Origin of the sequence: Natrinema salsiterrestre, from assembly GCF_029502005.1 — an archaeon.
Classification (GTDB): Archaea; Halobacteriota; Halobacteria; order Halobacteriales; family Natrialbaceae; genus Natrinema; species Natrinema salsiterrestre.
In genome coordinates this window covers 132,329-151,343 of the sequence record NZ_JAMQOT010000003.1, presented here as the reverse complement: position 1 = coordinate 151,343, position 19,015 = coordinate 132,329, and the positions used below count along the sequence as shown (strand labels likewise).

Annotated in this window: 15 protein-coding genes; 5 read left to right on the top strand and 10 right to left on the bottom strand. The window is 66.5% G+C overall.

Features of this window, described 5'->3' with window-relative positions:
* Positions 1–2: 2 nt before the first annotated feature.
* On the bottom strand, positions 3–326 hold the full coding sequence (locus NDI89_RS10285) for a hypothetical protein (protein WP_277521479.1): 324 nt from the start codon (positions 324–326) through the stop codon (positions 3–5).
* Between the two features lie 626 nt (positions 327–952).
* Here NDI89_RS10285 and NDI89_RS10280 point away from each other — a divergent pair.
* Positions 953–2,710, top strand: a complete 1,758-nt coding sequence (locus NDI89_RS10280) for an ATP-binding protein (protein WP_277521478.1) — start codon at positions 953–955, stop codon at positions 2,708–2,710.
* A gap of 42 nt (positions 2,711–2,752) precedes the next feature.
* Here the strand turns inward: NDI89_RS10280 and NDI89_RS10275 are convergent, their stop codons facing one another.
* Complete coding sequence (locus NDI89_RS10275) at positions 2,753–3,871, bottom strand: aminotransferase class I/II-fold pyridoxal phosphate-dependent enzyme (protein ID WP_277521477.1); 1,119 nt, start codon at positions 3,869–3,871, stop codon at positions 2,753–2,755.
* A 244-nt stretch (positions 3,872–4,115) separates the two neighbouring features.
* Here NDI89_RS10275 and NDI89_RS10270 point away from each other — a divergent pair, with 244 nt between their 5' ends.
* Positions 4,116–5,744 carry an alkaline phosphatase family protein gene (locus NDI89_RS10270; RefSeq protein WP_277521476.1) on the top strand — a complete coding sequence of 543 codons (1,629 nt, stop codon included), beginning with the start codon at positions 4,116–4,118 and terminating at the stop codon, positions 5,742–5,744.
* Positions 5,741–6,751 carry a lipid II:glycine glycyltransferase FemX gene (locus tag NDI89_RS10265; protein ID WP_277521475.1) on the top strand — a complete coding sequence of 337 codons (1,011 nt, stop codon included), beginning with the start codon at positions 5,741–5,743 and terminating at the stop codon, positions 6,749–6,751. Before NDI89_RS10270 ends, NDI89_RS10265 begins: the two co-directional genes overlap by 4 nt.
* 57 nt (positions 6,752–6,808) lie before the next feature.
* Here NDI89_RS10265 and NDI89_RS10260 read toward each other — a convergent pair whose 3' ends face one another.
* From NDI89_RS10260 to NDI89_RS10245, 4 genes are all read right to left on the bottom strand, one after another.
* Complete coding sequence (locus NDI89_RS10260; protein WP_277521474.1) at positions 6,809–7,765, bottom strand: phosphotransferase family protein; 957 nt, start codon at positions 7,763–7,765, stop codon at positions 6,809–6,811.
* Positions 7,762–8,439 (bottom strand): HAD family hydrolase, encoded by a 678-nt coding sequence (locus NDI89_RS10255; protein WP_277521473.1) that lies wholly within the window; start codon positions 8,437–8,439, stop codon positions 7,762–7,764. The genes NDI89_RS10260 and NDI89_RS10255 overlap by 4 nt, the downstream gene beginning before the upstream one ends.
* Positions 8,440–8,557: 118 nt before the next feature.
* Positions 8,558–8,776: a hypothetical protein gene (locus tag NDI89_RS10250; protein ID WP_277521472.1), complete on the bottom strand. Its 219-nt coding sequence runs from the start codon at positions 8,774–8,776 to the stop codon at positions 8,558–8,560.
* 396 nt (positions 8,777–9,172) lie between these two features.
* Positions 9,173–9,463 (bottom strand): MarR family transcriptional regulator, encoded by a 291-nt coding sequence (locus NDI89_RS10245; RefSeq protein WP_277521471.1) that lies wholly within the window; start codon positions 9,461–9,463, stop codon positions 9,173–9,175.
* A gap of 411 nt (positions 9,464–9,874) precedes the next feature.
* On the opposite strand from NDI89_RS10245, the gene glmM reads away from it, so the two are divergent.
* The gene (gene glmM / locus NDI89_RS10240; RefSeq protein ID WP_277521470.1) at positions 9,875–11,200 is read left to right on the top strand and encodes a phosphoglucosamine mutase; all 1,326 of its coding nucleotides are present in this window, start codon (positions 9,875–9,877) and stop codon (positions 11,198–11,200) included.
* 97 nt (positions 11,201–11,297) lie between these two features.
* Here glmM and NDI89_RS10235 read toward each other — a convergent pair whose 3' ends face one another.
* Positions 11,298–11,504 (bottom strand): DUF7563 family protein, encoded by a 207-nt coding sequence (locus tag NDI89_RS10235; protein WP_277521469.1) that lies wholly within the window; start codon positions 11,502–11,504, stop codon positions 11,298–11,300.
* Positions 11,505–11,813: 309 nt separating this feature from the next.
* Positions 11,814–13,625, bottom strand: a complete 1,812-nt coding sequence (gene glmS / locus NDI89_RS10230; protein WP_277521467.1) for a glutamine--fructose-6-phosphate transaminase (isomerizing) — start codon at positions 13,623–13,625, stop codon at positions 11,814–11,816.
* A 595-nt stretch (positions 13,626–14,220) separates the two neighbouring features.
* On the opposite strand from glmS, the gene NDI89_RS10225 reads away from it, so the two are divergent.
* The gene (locus tag NDI89_RS10225; RefSeq protein WP_277521466.1) at positions 14,221–14,406 is read left to right on the top strand and encodes a DUF5786 family protein; all 186 of its coding nucleotides are present in this window, start codon (positions 14,221–14,223) and stop codon (positions 14,404–14,406) included.
* Between the two features lie 160 nt (positions 14,407–14,566).
* Here NDI89_RS10225 and NDI89_RS10220 read toward each other — a convergent pair whose 3' ends face one another.
* Complete coding sequence (locus NDI89_RS10220; RefSeq protein ID WP_277521465.1) at positions 14,567–15,322, bottom strand: helix-turn-helix domain-containing protein; 756 nt, start codon at positions 15,320–15,322, stop codon at positions 14,567–14,569.
* A 288-nt stretch (positions 15,323–15,610) separates the two neighbouring features.
* Positions 15,611–18,844, bottom strand: coding sequence for a bacterio-opsin activator domain-containing protein (locus tag NDI89_RS10215; RefSeq protein WP_277521464.1), 3,234 nt, complete (start codon positions 18,842–18,844; stop codon positions 15,611–15,613).
* Positions 18,845–19,015: the final 171 nt, after the last annotated feature.

The following is a 19,015-nucleotide window of genomic DNA, read 5'->3' as shown; positions in this document are numbered from 1 at the left end:
GTTCAGGGGCTGCCGGCATCTGCTCTCGGTGGCGGGTCCGGTTCGACGCACTCGACGGTTTCGACGCCGACGCCGGCCTCGAGTTCCCGTCTCGCAATCGCGTCGAGATCGCCGTCCGCGGCCGGCTCGAGCTCGACGCGGATCCGGAGTTCGACGCGCGTGTCGTTGAGTCCGGGCGAAACCCGCCGGACGTCAGGATCTGCGATCGCATCGACGGCATCGATTCGGTTCACGATTCGAGCTGCGCCGTCGGCGAGGCTGCCCGTCGCGCCGAGGGGGACGCGCACGGTCAGCGTCGCCACGACTGGGTTCGCTGGTCGGTTCATACTCCCCCGTCGAGAGTCGAACTCGACGCTCGAGCCCGGTGCCCGCGTGTTGCCCAGTACACCACGGGGGAAAGCGATCCCCGCGCCGTCGTAACCCGTGCCGACCGACCGCCGAACTCGCCTGGCAGACGGAGGAGACGCGTCCCGAAAACCAGATCCGGTCGGCTCCGGCCGAGCACCGGTCTACGCGGCGCGGACGGAGCCGATTCCGACCGATCCCGGCCGCGATGACCGGCTCGGATTCCGTCCACCCCCGCCGTGCCCGGTTCCGTCCCCGTAGTCGTCTCCGGGGTCGGCCGTTGCGATCCGCGTCCCTGACGGACGCTGGTCAGGGATGCGGATCGGTGGGATGGATGGGATCATCGGTCGGCGAACGATTAGAGCATCAGACGACAGTAATATAATCCTTTTCAGCGTATGTTCACACATAACATGACCCGTCCCGTCTCCGCGAGCGAGTCGGGAACGGGAGATCAGTGCTCGCGGAGATCGAACCGACAGTACCGCCGACGCGTGACCGGCATGGCCGTCGACTCACCGGTCGTGACGAAGCCAATATTGAAGGTCACGTGTTCGGACTGTACTGATAGTATGAACGAGTCGCGCACGATCGGGGTGGGACGTCGGTGAGCGACGGCGCCCAGCAGCGCCAGATCCTCGTCGGCGAGACGGCCGACGGTGTGGATCTGAAGTTACCCGTGGTCGAACTGCTCACGGGTCGCGGGTTCGTCACCGGCAAGTCCGGATCGGGGAAGTCGAACACTGCGTCGGTCATCGCCGAAGAGCTGCTCGAGGCCGGCTATCCTCTCCTGATCGTCGACACCGACGGGGAGTACTACGGGCTGAAAGAGGAGTACGAGATGCTCCACGCCGGGGCCGACGAGGAGTGTGACATCCAGATCGGGCCGGAACACGCCGAGCAGATGGCCACGCTCGCGCTCGAGGAGAACGTCCCCGTCATCCTCGACGTCTCGGGCTACCTCGACGAGGACGTGGCCGACGAACTGCTCAGGGAGGTCGCCCGCAACCTGTTCGTCAAGGAGAAGAAGCTCAAGAAGCCCTTCTTGCTGGTCGTCGAGGAGGTCCACGAGTACATCCCGGAGGGCGGCGGCGTCGGCGAGACCGGGAACCTGCTGATCAAGATCAGCAAGCGCGGCCGCAAACACGGGCTGGGTATCGTCGGCATCAGCCAGCGCCCGGCCGACGTCAAGAAGGACTTCATCACGCAGGCGAACTGGCTCGTCTGGCACCGGCTGACCTGGGACAACGACACGAAGGTCGTCGGTCGGATCATCGACACCGAGTACAAAGAGCTCGTGTCCGATCTCGACGACGGGCAGGCGTTCGTCCAGACCGACTGGACCGAGATCGACGTCCGGAAGGTCCAGTTCCGACGGAAGCGAACGTTCGACGCCGGCGCGACGCCCGGCCTCGACGACTTCGAACGGCCCGAGCTCAAGTCCGTCTCGGACGCGCTGGTGGGCGACCTCCAGGAGATCTCCGAGCGCAAGGACCGCGAACAGGACCGGATCAACGAACTCGAGAGCGAACTCGAGAAGAAGGAGAAACGGATCGAGACGCTCGAAGACGAGCTCTCCTCCGCGCGGGACGTCTCGAGCGCGGCCAGGCAGATGGCCGACGCCCTGCAGAACACGGACACCATCCAGTCGGAGCTTCCGGGAACTGACGGTGATCTGCGCCGGCTTCACGAGGAGGTCACCGACCTCGAGAGCGAGCGCGACGAGCTGCAGGAGACGCTCGGGACACGCGAGGATCGGATCGCGGAACTCGAGACCGAACTGGCGACGCGAGCGGACGAGATCGATCGCCTCCGGAGCGAAAACAGGGAGTTGCGGAGCGTGGTCCGCGACCTCAGCCACGAGGAGAGCTACGGGGCGGACGGTACCGATACCGAGGACACGGCTACCGAGGAGAGTCCGGACGACGAGGGCTCGTCGATCGTTCACGCCGGCGGCGAGGACCACGAGTACGGGTACACTCCCGGCCCGGAGGAGTCCGACGCGGAGTCGGACTCGGACCCGGACGGGGACGAGGAACGGGAGTTCGTCGTCGCGGACGAGAAACGCGAACTGTCGGAGTTGCTCGACGTCCCCTGGATCAGCGATCGAGTGACGCGGGCCTGCGAGGGATCGCAGTGTTCGACCGACACGGCCGAGGAGATTCTCGGCGCGTTCGCGCGAAACGGGCCCCTCGAGACGACGGCGATCGCCGCGGAAGTGGATCGGTCGCGAGTCGCGGTCCAGAGTCTGGTCTCGGAACTTCGGACGGAAGGGTTGCTCGAGCGGTCGGGGGAACGGACCTACGAGCTGTGCGACGACGTCCTCGAAGAGTTGCCGGAGGCGGCGACCGCGAACACCGAGTAGCTGGATTCCGACGTACCGACAGTCGCGAGCACGCGGTCGGGGTCACCGCCGGAGTCGATCGCCCACCGCAGTTATCGTCGACGGGTCGATCCCCTGGTGGACGGGGAGCGCGACGAGTTCGTTCGCGAGTCGGATCGACGTTTCGTAGGTCTCGTCTTCGCGAACGGACCGACGGAGGATCGGCCAGGAGTGAGCGCCCACGACGCCGACGTCGTTCAGTTCCTCGAGGAACGCTGTCTGGTCACTGGCCCGGACCGCAAACTCGTAGGGACTGATGCCCTCGGGAAGGGCGTCGTAGAGCGGGGTTACGTCGTCGCGTCCGTCCAGTACCCGCTGCCAGGTGCGGAAGTTCTCGCGGCGGGCAGCCCGTATCGGATCCGGATCGGCGACGCTGGCGACGGCCCCCGAAACCCTCGACATGGGTATCTTGGCGTCATCGTACCGGCTTCGAGGGTCCACCGACGACGGATCGGCTTCATCGGAGAGGACGGCGTCGACCGACCGTTGAAGCGACGGAGCTGTTTCGAGGAGCCTCCTCGCGACTGACGTCGCCACGAACTGGCAGTCCGCGGTCCCCACCTGGTCCGACCTGCCGGCCAACGGCGACGGTTCGAACTGTGCCCGAACCTCGTCGCTGGTACGATACAGCACCGCTCCGTCGGGAACCGGAAGCAGTTTTCGCAGGGTCGTGACACCGAAATCGCCGTGGGTCCCCAGCAGCGTCCCGTCGTGGACGCTGATCGGGGCGTGCGCGTTGTCGTCGATGTGGTAACAGTCGTGCTCGTCGGTCAGCGCGGCGATCCGCTCGAGCCCCGGCTGCGGGAAGCCGAAGTAGTTGACCGACATGACGGCGACGGTGTCGTCGTCGATCCGCGCCTCGAGGTCGGCGAAATCCGGTTCGAACGTCTCCTCGATGGCGTAGAACCGGGACTCGAGGCCGAGTTCGTGGAACGGTTCGACGACCGCGGGCGAGAGATACGCCGGTACGAGGACGTTCTCACCGGGGTCGACGAGGCCGGCGAGACCGTCGCGGAGCGCGATTTTGCCCGAGCCGTAGTACGTGTACGTGCTGTCCGGAGCGTGTCGCTCGACGAACGAGCCGATTCCCTCCCCTGATTTCGAACGCGACGCGTCGAACACCGAAGGAGTTGCGCGGATCATATGGAGAAACGGTGCGTCGGGGCACCAGTAGAGCGAATCATCGACGTAATACAGTACTGACCGCGACCTTAGTGATAGGGTCGATACAGGCCGGGGACGCAGGGACAAGAGCTACTTACTCGTCTCGGCCGCAGTCGACAGTCTCGGCGTCTGAACTGGTATTCCGACCGTACAATCACCAGTACGAGCCTACACCACCCCAGCACGTCACATAACAAAGCACCGGCGAACGGATATCCCCGCTATGGCAGGTTCGACGGACGGAGAGGACCTTCGTCTGCTCGTCGTCGGGTTGGACGCCGGCTGTCGACCGGTACTCGAACCCCTGTTCGAGTCGGGCGACCTTCCGACCCTCCGGGGACTCTTCGAGGGCGGAACGTCGGGGGCCCTCGAGTCCCAGATACCGCCGTGGACCGCGAGCGCCTGGCCGTCGCTGTACACCGGACAAAATCCGGGCAAACACGGCGTCTACGACTTCCTCTCCTTCGACGGCTACGATTGGGACGTCGTCAACGCGACCCACGTCAGGGCGCGGCCGATCTGGGAACTGTTGAGCGATCACGGGGTCTCGAGTGTCGTCGTCAACGTTCCCGTGACCCATCCCGCTCGGCCGTTCGACGGCGCGTTGATTCCGGGACTGACCGCCCCCGAGGATCCGGACTGCCACCCGGCGGGGATCCTCGAAGACGTCAGGCTTGCGTGTGGCGGGGAGTACTGGCTCTACCCGCAGAGCGGGCCGTACCCGGACCGCTCGATCGAGGGGTACGAGCGCGCGATCGAACTCCGAGGGAAGGCGTTTCGATACCTCGCCCGGCGGTTCGACCCCGACTTCGGCTTCCTCCAGTTCCAGCAGACCGACTCCGTGTTTCACGAGCGGCCCGGCGACAAACGAGCGATCGAAGCGGTCTATCGCGAGGTCGATCGACAGCTCGCGGAGACGCTCGAGCGAACCGACCCCGAGAACGTGCTGGTCGTCAGCGACCACGGCATGGGACGAGTGACCGGTTCCGAGTTCCGGGTCAACGAGTTCCTCCGGGACCGCGGCTACGTGAGGGGCCGGAGCGGCGGCGACGGAATGCCCGACTGGTCGAGGACGTGGGAGAACGACCTGCTCGAGGGATCCGAGGCCGGCGATCGCGAACCGACGCCGCTCGAGCGGGCCATGAACGCGGCGGCGACCGTCGGACTCACGACCCAGCGCGTCGCGAGCGCGCTCGACCGAGTCGGGCTCAAGGAAGCGATCGGCACGCGGGTGCCCAACGACGCGATCCGGGCGGCGAGCGAGCAGGTCGATTTCCCCGAGTCGAAGGCGTACGTCCGCTCGAAGAGCGAACTCGGCGTCCGGATCAATCTCGTCGGGCGCGAGCCGAACGGTCGGGTTCCCGAATCGGCGTACGATGACGTCCGCAGGGAGCTCATCGAATCGCTGTCGGCGGTTCGAACCCCCGACGGGGAGCCGATGTTCGACGCCGTCGAGCCGAGAGAGACCTACTTCCACGGGCCACACGTCGAGGCGGCACCCGACGTCGTGACGGTTCCGCGCGGATTCGACACCGCAATCTCCGCCGACCTCGGGAGAGGGCAGTTCGGCGAGCCGATGGAGTCGTGGAATCACAAGCGAACCGGCGTCGTCGCGGCCGCCGGTTCGGCGTTCGGCGAGTCCGCCTCGCTCGAGGGGGCGACGATCTTCGATATCGCGCCGACGATCTGTTCGCTCTTCGACGTCCCGGTCGACGCGGCGATGGACGGCGACCCGCTTCCGATCATCGAGGGGAGTGCGGTGCGACCGTACCCGGCGTACGATCCGGCCCCCCGTCGGACGACCGACGACAGGGCCGTCGAAGAACGCCTGTCCGAACTGGGGTATCTATGAGCGTCGAGATACGCGTCTGTGACCCGCGATCCGACGCGGACGAGTGGAACCGTTACGTCGACCGCTCCGACGGGACGAACCCGTTTTTCCGCGCCGAAGCGCTCGAATTGCAGGCGGAAGACACCGGATCGACACCGCACCTGCTCGCCGGGTTCAAGGGACAGGAGCCGGTCGGCGTCTTCCCCGTCTTCGAGTACGCAAGGGGTCCCGTCACCGGGGCCTTCTCTCCCGCCCCCCACTCGTGGACGGCGTACCTCGGGCCCGCGCTCCTGAACGTCGACAAACTCAAACAGCGCAAGGCCGATCGCCGGATCAAACGCTTCCTCGAGGGCTGTCTCGGGTGGATCGACGAGGAAATATCGCCGTTGTACAGCAAATTCGTCACGGGCGAGTTCGCCGACGTCCGGCCGTTCGTCTGGAACGGGTACGACATCGAACCCGGCTACACTTACGTCGTCGATCTCGACGGGAGCGAAGACGAGCTACTGGACGGGTTCAGTAGCGACGCGCGGAGCAACATCCGGAACGCGGACGACGACCGGTACGCGATCGAAGAAGGCGACGCCGACGACGTCGGCCGCATCGTCGAACGGGTCAGAGAACGCTACGAGAGCCAGGGCCAGCCGTTCGGTCTGAGTGCTGACTTCGCGCAGTCGCTCTACGAAACGCTTCCCGACGGTGCGATTCGCCCCTACGTCTGTCGCGTCGACGGCGAGTTCCTCGGGGGCATTCTGGTCGTCGAGTCCGACCGGACGCGCTACCGCTGGCAGGGGGGCGTCAAACCGGACGCCGACGTCGACGTCGCGATCAACGACCTGCTGGACTGGCACGTCATGCGCGACGGGCTCAGCGAGGGTGCCGACGAGTACGATCTCGTCGGGGCCGGCGTGCCCAGCATCAACCGATACAAGGCGAAGTTCAACCCGCGGCTGGTGACGACCTACGAGATCACGGCCGGCGCGTTCGGAATCGACCTCCTGGTCGACCGGTATCAGAAACACCGGTAGGGATCCGCTCCGTGGTGTCACGTCGTCGTTCGGTCATAGATGGGACGCTCACCTTCTCTAGAGACACTCCTCGAGCGCCCGCCGGTGGAACGCGATCGACTCGTCGACCGCGAGCTCCGGATACCGCGGGTTGGTCACGTCGCCGCTCGAATCGACGGCGCTGTCGGCGATCGCGGCCGCGCGCTCTGCATCCGACACGGTCGGGTACGGTCTGATTCCCGCGTAGCCGGCCCGAAAGGCGTCTCTGAGGGGAGCCGGGTCCGAAACGTACCAGTCCGCCGCGAGGTACTCGGCTTTCGCGACGGACAGCGGCGCCGGGGCGGCCAGCGGTGCCTCCCAGTCTACCAGTGCAGTCACGTTGCCGTCAGCGACGAGCGCGTTTCCGGGCCGGAGATCCCACGGGTAGAGCCGCGTCGGGGGCGCGGATTTCCGCGGGCGGTCAGCGACCAGTTCCCGCAACTCGGTTCGAATCGGGTCGAAGGACCGCGGTAGTCGTCCGACAGCCCGTTTCGCATAGTCGCCGAACCACGCATCCCACGCCGCTCCCTCGGGAGTGAGCGTGTCGCCCGCCGGAACGAGCGCGCCGCAGGCGGCGAACCGGAAGGCCTCGTGGAGCCGGGCGAGAGAGGAACCGAACGACTCGACGACCGACCGTCTCGTCTCCGGTGTCAGTTCGCGAAAGCGCTCGTGGAGATCGTCACCCGGAACGTACTCCGTGAGCAGAGACGCGACGTCGTCGTGGCGACCGAATGCCAGCACGGGCGGGACCGGAACGTCGGTTCGCTCCGCGATCTCGGTCAGAAGCGTCGCTTCGGTTCGCAACCGCGCCGGCTCGTCGCACACCTGCACCACGATCGGGGGGTGCTCGCGAAACCGGATGACCACCGTTCGCTTTCGATTGCCGCGGCGTATCGGTTCTACTGTTCGAGGTCGGTCGTCGATGCACTCGAGTGCGGCCGCAGCGCCGGCCCGCAGTTCGTCGTCGAACGCGTCCGTCCACGGCTCGCCGGTCATCGCCGCTCGACCAGAAGATCGGGGAGGTCGGCCAGCGAGTCGATCGCGTACTCCGGATCGTATGGTCCGGGGTCGCCGTCCGGCCCGCGAAGCCACGCGACCGGGAGACCCGCGTTCTGTGCGCCCGCGACGTCGTACTCGAGCGAATTTCCGACGTACAGGGCTCTCTCGGGCGGGACCGCGAGATCGGCGAGCGCGCGCTCGAACGGCGCTGCGTGGGGCTTCTTTCGCGGGAGGTCCGCGGCGTAGACGACGACGTCGAACCGGTGTGCGACGTCGAGCGCCTCGAGTTTCGCCCGCTGGCGTGTTTCCGGGCCGTTCGTGACGAGCCCGACCGGTCCGAGATCGGCCGCCCTCTCGAGGGCGCGCGCCGCACCGGCGGCCGGCGAGACCGCGGCGTCGTCGACGCCCGCCTCCAGCGCTTCGGCGAGCGCGATCGGATCGACGTCCGTCCGACCGTGTCGGGCGGCGAGCCGGGCGAACCCGGCACCGATGTAACCGGGCCAGTCGTCGTGATCCGGCGGCCCCTCGAGCGCCGCCCAGAGCGCCCGCGGGTTGCCGAAGGGCTCGACGCCGGCGCGATCGAACGCGGCGGCGTACAGTGCCTCCGTATCCCGGTCGGGATGGCACAGCGTTCCGTCGAGGTCGAAGAGGACTGCATCGAATGCGGGCACGGGGACTAGTTCGCCGGATGGCGCAAAAACCTCGCGGTGCGTCCGAACCGGTGGCCAAGCGAATTCGGTCAGTGACGAGGTCGAACACGACGGACTCCGTCGCGCCCCGATCGATCGCCTACTCCGTGTCGTCTTCGATCCCCTCGAGGACGGCAGCGGAGACCGGACAGCCACACGGAGAGGCCTCGTGGGTGATCGGACCGTAACTGACGACCAGCCCGATGGGCGTGTCACAGCGAGGACACCGAGGTGGGTCGCGCCCCGCCGGTGAGTTCCTCGCAGCGGTCGAGGAGGGGTCGGCGCTCGGGTCGCCGTCCTCCTCGTCTTTGTCGCTCATCGATCCCTCCCGACGTCGTGCCGCAGTCGCCGGAATCGAGACTCGAGCGTGACCGGTGTTCGCACGGGATTCTGTCGCCGTTCGAGGAGTTTATATTTCGCCGGGCGTAAGTGGAACATGGCTTGCAAACGGCTCGTGTTTGGAAGCCAGCTCCCGGGTGTCCCATCACCCGGGGCATTTCACTGCATGCCCGCCGCTTCGTTGGAACTGCCTTCCGGATAAAAATTCTACAGGTGTTAACTTATATCTAGTGAAAGATTCGAATGAAGAGGTTCTCGAAGCCAACACTGTCGTGGTCCCGGCTGTGGTTTGACACGTACCACTCGAGTACCGGCGCGGAAACTCGGAGCCGCCTCGTGGTGGACTCCCGGAACCGCGGTCCCGGTTACGGCCGTTCTACTCGGCGATCCGGTATTTCGACTGGCGAGCGTCCTCGAGGCACGCGCGACTGGTCACGAGCCCCCGGTCCTCGAGTTTCCCGAGCGCGTAGCGGACGGTCCGGGGACAGAGCCGGGATTCGGCCGCGATCCCTTCCTGGGTCAGCTGGGCCTCGTACTCGAGGACCTTGTAGACCAGTTTCGCGCTGGGCGGAACGTCGGAGACTGAGCCGTCCGAGCCCCCACCGTCGCCGGTCTCGTCGGACTCGGCGGCGTCGTCGACGTCGGCGTTCGGTTCGGTCGCGCTCATAGGCGGTTATCCGTCCGGTCGATCCGGGGCGGTCCGGTCGGCAGTACTCGAGGTGGCGATCCGTCGGTACTCGTCGCGTCCGGCGGCCGGGGCCGTCTCGTCGATCCGACGACCGCCGGGGGCCGCCGAGAGGTGGCGGGATGCGTCGATAGCATTCTCACTCGAGCGTACCGGTGTGAGACGTATATACGGCACCGACAGTTCAGAACGACAGGGAGGAACTAACATTCGGTCGACGCGGCAGAGAGCCGCTTCGAACGCCCGCTCGATGCCGTGTGTCGTCCGGAGCGGTCATCGACCATCGGCGCTCGAACCGCGCCACAGTGGCGTTCCCGTGAACGATAGCCGACCGCATCGGACGGCCGCAGTAACCCGTGCATAGTAAGGCGATCGCCATACTGAGAGGAGAATATGTTCGGAACCAGCGGCATTCGCGGGCGAGTGGGCGACGAGGTGACGGCAGCGGTGGCGCTGTCCGTCGGTCGAGCGGTCGCCTCGGAGGGGGACGAGCGGGTCGTCGTCGGCCGCGACGTCCGCGAAAGCGGGTCGATGCTCGTCGACGCGATCACCGCGGGGCTGTGCGAGTGCGGGACGGACGTCGTCACGGTCGGCGTCGAAGCCACGCCGACGATCGCTCGAGCGATCGCCCACCTCGACGCCGACGCGGGGATCGTGGTGACCGCCTCGCACAATCCACCCGAAGACAACGGTATCAAACTCTGGAACCCCTCGGGGAAGGCGTTCGGTCCCGACCGGCGGGCGGCGATCGAGCGACGAGTTCGCGAGGACGACTACGAACTGGCAGCGTGGGACGAGGTCGGCCACCGAACCCGCCGCGAGGACGTCCGATCCCACCACGCCGACGCGCTCCGGAACGCGGTCGCCCTCGAGCGGTCCCCGAGCGTCGTGGTCGATATCGGCAACGGTGCCGGGGGAGTGACGGCGTCGGTACTCGACGACCTGGGTTGTCGCGTCCGCACTCTCAACGGCCAGGAAGACGGCTCCTTTCCCGGCCGACCGAGCGAACCGACCGCGGAGACGCTCGAGACCCTCTCGACGCTGGTCGCGGCGACCGATGCGGAACTCGGCGTCGCACACGACGGCGACGCCGATCGGATGCTGGCGGTCGACGAGACCGGGACGTTCGTCCCGAAAGACGCGTTGCTCGCGCTGTTCGCACGAGAAGCGGCGGGCGAGGGCGACCGGGTAGCCGCACCGGTCGATACCAGTCTCGCCGTCGACGACACGCTGGCCGGCGTCGGGGCGTCGCTAACGCGGACGCAGGTGGGAGACGTGTACGTCGCGGAACGGACGACCGAACCCGACGTCGTCTTCGGCGGCGAACCGAGCGGCGCCTGGATCTGGCCCGAGGAGACCCGCTGTCCGGACGGCCCGCTGGCGGCCTGCAAGCTCGTCGAACTGGTCGCCGAGCGGGGACCGCTGTCGGACCTCGTCGGCGAAATCGAGGCGTATCCGATTCGGCGGACGTCGATCGAGGTCGCGGACAAGGCGGCAGTGATGGGCGACGTCAGCGAACTAGTGTGTGGCCGGTACGAGACCGTCGATACGCTCGACGGCGTCCGCGTCGAGACCGAAGACGGCTGGTTCCTGCTTCGCGCGAGCGGCACGCAGCCGCTGATCCGGGTCACCGCGGAGGCGCGATCGCCGTCCGACGCCGAGACCCTCTTCCAGACTGCACGGGACCTCGTGGCGGGTGCTGCTACGACGGAGCCCTGAGAGAAAGAGAGAGGCGACTGATACCATCGGACCGGTTTCGCGTAGGATACGGGTCACGGCGGTGCGCACGGAACGGCCGTCGGTCGGTGCGATCGGGTTATCTAGCTTCCTCGGGGATGAAATCGGACGTCTTCATTTCACGGTACGTCGCACAGTCGGGGCAGGCGTGGACGACGTCGCGATTGTCACCGAAAACGCGGGCGAACTGGCGCGTCACCTGGTTGCCACAGTTGACACAGCGCGGCGCAGTCGTGTGCTGTTCGGCCGTCATTGGCGTCCACTTCGCGGATTGGTCCGTCGACATCAACAGGCCATAGCGATAGAACGGTATTTACTATAGACAGCATAATAGACGAGCCCCGCGTTAGTCCGATATTTCGGGTGGTAGCAATTGACACGAAAGACAGTCCGGATATCGGGACTTTCAGCGACTCATTCGGAAGAAATGGGATATTTCGGCGCGGTAATACAGTATTTTGTGACCGGAAATCAGTCCGGCCGACTCCACGATCGCCCTCGGAACGCGATCTGGTCTCCGGTCCGACCGTCGCAGTGATTTCCGCTGAAATTCGAAATCCCTCCCGGCCGGTCCGTCACCGGTGGCGTCCGTTCCTCACTCGACGGTCACGCTCTTCGCGAGGTTTCGCGGCTTGTCGATGGGGCGATCGAGGAGGTCCGCAGCGTAGTAGGAGACCAGCTGGAGCTGGACGTTCGCGAGCAATCCGGCGAGGTCCGGAACGGTCTCGGGAATCGCGAGGTGCTCGTCGGCGGCGTCGACGGCCGGATGCCCGTCGGGACAGACCGCGATCACGGGCGCGCCGCGAGTCTGTGCTTCCTCGGCGTTTTTCAGCGTCTTCTCGTCTTCCTGTCCGGTGAAGATCGCGAACACCGGCGTCTCGGGCGTGACGAGCGCCAGCGGGCCGTGTTTGAGCTCGCCGGAGGCGAAGCCCTCGGCGTGTTCGTACGTGATCTCCTTGAACTTCAACGCGCCCTCGAGCGCCACGGGGAAGCCGAGTCCCCGGCCGATGAAGAAGTACGACTCGCTGTCACTGTACCGGTCGGCGATCCCTCGAGCGGTCGACTCGTCGAGCAATCGCTCGATTCGACCGGGCATCGCCTCGAGTTCCGCGAGGAGGGCCTCGAGATCGGCCGGTGGATCGCCCAATCGGTCGGCGGCGATGCGCTGGGCGAGCAGCGTGAGCATGACGGCCTGGGAGGAGAACGTCTTCGTCGCGGCGACGCCGATCTCCGGTCCGGCGCGGATGAAGAGCGCGTCGTCGGCCTCCCGAGCGGCCGTCGACCCGACGACGTTCGTCACCGTCAGGGTGTCCGCGCCCGCGGCCGTGGCCTGCCGGAGCGCAGCGAGCGTGTCGGCGGTCTCTCCGCTCTGGCTGACCGCGATCACGAGGGTGTCGTCGTCGACCGGCGGGGCCGAGACGCTGTACTCGTTCGCCAGCAGGGCGGTCGACCGGATGCCCGCTTGATTCAACACGAGCGAGCCGTACAGCGCCGCGTGATACGACGTGCCACAGGCGACGAACTGGACGCTGTCGACGTCGGCGAACGTGCCCGGCTCGAAATCGGCCAGCGCGATCCGGCCGTTCGCCGAATCGATCCGCCCCTCGAGCGCCTGCGCCAGCGAGGTCGGCTGCTCGGTGATCTCCTTGAGCATGAAGTGATCGTACTCGCCTTTCCCCGCTTGCTCGGGGTCCCACTCGACCGTCTCGGGCGTGCGCGTGATCGGGTCCCCCTCGCAGTCGGTGAACTCGACGCCGTCCTCGTCGACGATGACGACGTCGCCGTCCTCGAGGTAAACCACGTTGTCGGTGTACTCGAGGAACGCCGGCACGTCGCTCGCGAGGAAGTACTCGCCGTCTTCCATCCCGACCACGAGCGGCGACCCGCGCCGGGCACCGTAGAGGACGTGCTCGCCCGAGACCATCACGGTGACGGCGTAACTGCCCTCGAGTTCGTCGATCGCCTGCCGAAAGGCCGTTTCGCTGTCGAACCCGGCATCGAGGTAGTACTGGACGAGATGCGGGATGACCTCGGTGTCGGTGTCGCTCGTGAACTCGTAGCCGTTCGCCGCCAGTCGCTCCCTGAGTGCGGCGTAGTTCTCGATGATCCCGTTGTGGACGACCGCGACGTCCTCGCTCTCGTCGGTATGCGGATGAGCGTTCGCGTCGGTCGGCGGCCCGTGGGTGCTCCAGCGGGTGTGACCGATGCCGACCTCGCCCTGAAGGGGATCGCGGATCGATTCTTTCAGGTCCTGGACCTTGCCGGAGCGTTTTTCGACGTTGATCCCGGATCCGTTCTGGACGGCGATACCGGCCGAATCGTACCCGCGGTACTCGAGGTTCTCCAGTCCGGTCAGCAACGGCTCGATCGCGTTGCCGTCGCCGACGCGTCCGATGATTCCACACATCGGCTGATCACCGACCGCCGGAGCGGCCGAGACGGTCGTCTCGCCCGGGGAGCGTATCGGTTTTCGCGGACGGCACGTCGTCGAATCGACCGTGTCTCGGGGTGGTCGAGAGACGACGTGAGGTGTCGTGCTGATCGGTGGCCGGTCGTCGAGCGGGGAGACGGTACGCAACCATAAGCGGAATTCAAACCATGCGAACCCATTACTATAGACGGACTACTGAATCCCGTAGTCACCAGGTACTCCGCCGCTGATTCGCGGTGGTGACGCTTTCGAGTCCGACGGCGGACGGCGTATCTCACCGCTGTGTTCGACAGTCGTTGGATTAGCGCCGCTCTTTTGGGTCCTTTCCAGTGATCGCGGCGTTCATTTGAAAAGTACGATAAACGAACGGCCGATCGGCGTTCGGGACCGGTGTCCCGAACGGTCGGTACGAGCCCCCAACTATCGGTAGGGACGGGAAACAACCGATGCAGATCGCGGCGGTGCAGACTGGAGCGGCGATCGACCGGTCCGCCGTCTGCTGACCGCGCCTCGATCGAGTCGAAATAGACCGAATCGGCACACCTTTTGCGGTGGCGACGAAGGGTTACGTATGGGCTTTGGTAGCTACGACGAATCCGAACAAAAAGAGCAGACGACCGACGAGGAAGATGTAGATGCCGTCAACGTTCACGAAAACGACCATCACGGGGAGATGTCGTTCGAGTCCGACGTGTCGACGGACGAACTGGTCGACCAGCTCGGCTCGATGAAAGACGACGACGAATCCGAGGAGTAAGCTGCCGATCGGGGCCGATACGAGTCCCCTCGCTCGAGCCCCAGTGCCCCGAAACGATCCGATTCCGACCCGGTCGCGACATCGATTTTTCGCCCGGCCCGATCGACGGGAGATCGCGTGCCGTCGCTCGGAGAACGGAAGTACTGACGGAATCGCGGGTTCAGGAAAGGGTCGCGTCGCAGAGTTCGCCGATCGCCCGTCGCAATCGCTGGGACACGGCCGACTTCGAGACGCCGAGTCGATCCGCGAGTTCGTTCTGTGTGATTCCGCGGGGGACGTCGAAGTACCCTTCGTCGTGGGCGACGGTGAGCAACTCCTGTTGTTTGTCGGTCAGCGCGACGACCCCGTCGTTCTCGTCGTCGGAGACGCGGAGGTGATCCACCGTGACTGAAATATCCAGCTCGCGACAGTATTCGTTGAACGAGACGAGTCGGTCGCGGTCGGGGAACCGAAGCTGGACGAGCCACCCGTCACGAGAACTCGAGAGGTCGAGCAGCCGGCCGCCGAGGTCGGCAGTTTTGGCGGTGAACGTGATCGCACGGTCGGTACGGACGAGTCGATAGACTCGTCTGTCGGGGTAGCGATCGACGAGCACCGGTTCGGCGACCGTCGGGTCCGACTCGAGAGCGGTTTCGAAGCCGTCGAACTCGTCCCCGTAGGCGGTGACGAACACGAGCGTCCGCCCCGGTTCGACGGTGGTCCAGTACTCCGGTTCGACGGTGACGGCCGACGCGCGTCGAAGCGTCGAGCGCATGAACAGGTCCGAATGATCGAGCCGAAGTTGGGCGACGATTCCCCCCTCGGCCTGCGACCGGACTTCGGTCCGATCGTCGCCCGTTTCGACGGTCCTCGTGCCCTCGGTCTCGACCGCGTCCTCGGTGTCGGCGATATCGATGCTCACAGACCGATCCGCCATCCGGAGGGATGACCGCCGTAATCGTGACTTACCTCGAACGCACTCATTACCTGTCCTATTAGGAGCCGTCTACATGATCGTAGACGCTATACACCAAATCCGATTCCGTTTCGCACTCAATACTGATTCATCTGTTAGCAGTCCAATCGTATTTTTCCGAACAGTCCGATCGTCATTCTCGGCGTGGAAAGATCGGATTACCTGTCGAGAACGAGCGAGTAATACGGTACTACCGACCGAATTGACCAGCGCGAGCGGTCGGAGAAACCGGACGACCGGTGGCCCGCGTCACTCGTCGCGGGACTCGTCGAACAACAGCGCGAACAGTTTTCGCTGGGCGATCCTGAGATGGCGGCTGAACGTGGGCTGTGAGATCCCGAGGGATTCGGCGACTTCCTCGCCCGTGTGCTCGCGGGGCCAGTCGAAGAAGCCGCTGTAGTAGGCCGCCTCGAGCGTCCGCCGTTGTCGCTCGGACAGGTGCTCGACCAGCGTATCGAACGGCCGGACCGAACGCGGTGACCGATCCCGCTCCCGGCGCGCGACCAACTCCGGGTCCGGATGGGACTGCTCGAGCGCCCGGAGGAACGGACGGACGCCGACCGACTGTCCCAGTTCGATCGCGAGCCTGGTTCGGTCGTCGACCGGCGTGAGCGACCGGAGGACGCCGCCGTTCTCCGCGACCGATCGGGCGATGTGCGGGTCGGCGGCTTCGGTCAGTCCGATCTCGAGGACCGTCTCTCCGTTCCCGCCCTCGGCGACCGAGATCCGATCGACGGCCGGTAGCGATTCGATCGCGTCCCGAATCGCGTCCGAATCGGCGTCGTCGACGGAACAGAACACCGTCGATCCGCCCGAGGACCGTGGGATCACGGCCTGCACGTCGATCCGTCGGTCGATGCGGTGCGCGATCGACGACAGCGCGTCCGAGTCGTCCCGGACGACGACCTCGAGTTCGGTGATCCGATCCGCGAGCAGCGCGCGCTTCGTCTCGATCGCGCCGATCACTGCCCCGGCGATCGTCGCGAGGTGTTCGCAGGCCCGTCGAGTGGTGTCGTCGAACGCCGCCGAGTCGCTCGCGTACGCAGTACACGTTCCGTAGCAGAACTCGCCGGACTCGAGCGGGAGACTCAGTACCGACTGAAAGCCGCGTTCGAGGAGGTGCCGCCGCCATCGGTCCCCCTCTCCGTCGTCTCCCCGACCGGCACCACCGGTTTCGAGATCCTCGCAGAGGACCGATTCGCGGGTGGCCGCCGCGGTGACCGTCGGCGACGCCGCGGACGAATCCAGCGAGAGCGGCGTCTCCTCGAGGAACGCGCCGTCCCGGCCGGCCCACGTCTCCGGGACGACCGTCTCTCGAGCCGAATCCAGACGGCCGACCCAGGCGAGTTCGATCCCGTCGGCCGACTCGAGCGGAGGCAGCGACACGATGGCCTCGCAGAGCTGCCGTTCGACCACCTCGCGCGTGTCGGCGTCCACCATCGACTCTGCCGCGTCCCATACCCGTTCGACCTCGGCCACAGTGGTCTGCAATCGATCGCGATCGTGTCGACAGGTTCGAAGGCCGTCGGCGTACTCGAGGCGCTCGAGTGCCACGACGGCAGTCGCCGAGAGCGTTTCGAGCGGTCCCGTATCGACACCGTCGAACGCCATCGGCTCCGTGCTGGTCGCGAGGACGATCCCGCGATCGGCGATCGGGACCGCCAGAACCCGTTCGGCCCGGAGGCCGATTCGCTCGAGGGCGTCGTCGAAGTCCGGCCGGTCGCGGACGCTCGGCTCCGCGCTGTCGAGGAGGTCCGCCAGCGGAATCGCGTCCGGACGGAGCGACGGGGGCTCGATTCCCGGCTGCTCGCTGTCGGAGACCTGCGCCGCCGTCGTCACTGCGGCCGGACGGAGGCGGTCGTCGACCCGATACCAGATCGCGGCATCCGCGCCGACGTACTCGCGAATCGCACCGGTGACCGACTCCCTGACTGCGGTCGGCGTGTCCGCGTTTCGGAGGGCGGTTGCGGTCCGCTGGATCGTCGATAGCGCGGCGCCGCGGGAGCCCCGCCTGTCGCGGACGATACAGAGCGTCCGGTCCGGATCGGGGAGCGGCGCGACGAAGACGTCGACCGGGCGCGACCGGCTCGCGTCGATCGCGAGCTCGCCCGTACAGGGATCCATCCACCTGACGACCGGCGATTCGGCCCGCTCTCGAACCGTCTCCGCGAGCGCGTCGTCGAACAACTCCTCGAGGGGCCGGCCGACCAGCGCGTCCGTCTCGGCGAGTTCCAGCAAGGTACGGTTCGCCAGCTCGACCGTCGAGCCCTCGAGGACGGCGATGCCGTCGTCCAGCCCGTCGACGACCGACTCGAGGAGGGCGAGCCGGTCGCGGTCCGCGGCGGTTGCGGACGTCCCGGTCGCGGGTGAGCGCTCTTTCGCGTAGACGGAAACGCCATCGTCGCCGGGATAGACGGCGACGTCGAGCCGCGTCTCGAGCGGGGGAACGGGCAGTTCGAACTCGACGACCGACTCCGTCGTCTCGGCCTCGCGGATCCGGTCGGCTACCGTCGCGCCGATGTCGTCGGGGAGCAGCTCCCAGACGATCGTTCCCGTCGGGATCTCGTCGTCGGCCTCTCGGCCGCTGACGGCTGCGAAGACCCGTCTCGCTGCTCGATTAGCGTACCGGATTTCGCCCTGCGGACCGAGCGTGAAAAACGGATCCGTGAGCCGGTCGATCCCCGTTCGGGCGGCGTCGTCCGCGGCCGCGCCAGTCGGCGCTCCCGCGTCCGTCCGTGTAACGACGATCCCGTCGACGGTCGGGTCCTCGAGCCGGTTCACGACGGTCAGTTCCGCGACGTGCCACGTGCCGTCGGCGTGGCCGAGCCGGAGGGAAACGCGCTCAGACGTTCCGACCGGGGCCGCGGCGACGGCTGCGAGCGTGTCTCGGGCGGCCGCGCGATCGTCCGGGTGGACGAGCCTCGAGATCCCCGTTCGCTCGAGTTCGGTCGGCGTGTACCCCATCCGCGACTCGACTGCGGGACTCGCGTACTCGATCTCGCCGGTCGGATCGAGGACCCAGACGACCGCCGCGGCGTGTTCGAGGATCGATCGGTACCGCTGGTCCGATTTCTCGGCGGCCAGTCGGTACCGTTCCCGCTCGGCGGCGTTCCTGATGCGAGCGGTCAGCAGGTCGGGGGAGTCGTCCGGATCGACGACATCGCTCGCGCCGGCCTCGAGCGCCCGCGAAGCGTATTCGTCGTCCGTGAGCGCGATGATCGGCCGTTCGTCGGCTCCCGCCGCGAGTCGCTCGAACGTCGGCTCCGACGTTCCCCCGTCGCCGACGTCGAACGGACAGACGAGACAGTGCACGTCGCGGTCGGCGAGTCGGTCGCGAGCGCCCTCGAGCGTCCGTTCCCTGAGCAACGACACGCCCTCGAGGCGAGCGGCGAGTGCGCTCATCGCCTCGTCGGCGGGCTGGGAATCGCCGACGACCAGCACGCAGATGGCATCGCCGACGACGGTTTGGGTGGCGTCGCTCATCGGACGGGGGTTCCGAAGAGAGACGTGCGTTCGGCTGGTTCTGTTCGGAACGGATACCGGTCCGCCGGACCGTCCCCCTCCGGATCGGTTTCTACCCCGACGAATGCACGACCGAGACGACCGAACACGATGGGAGTCGGATCACCGCCCTGAACTATAGGTATCTGTCTC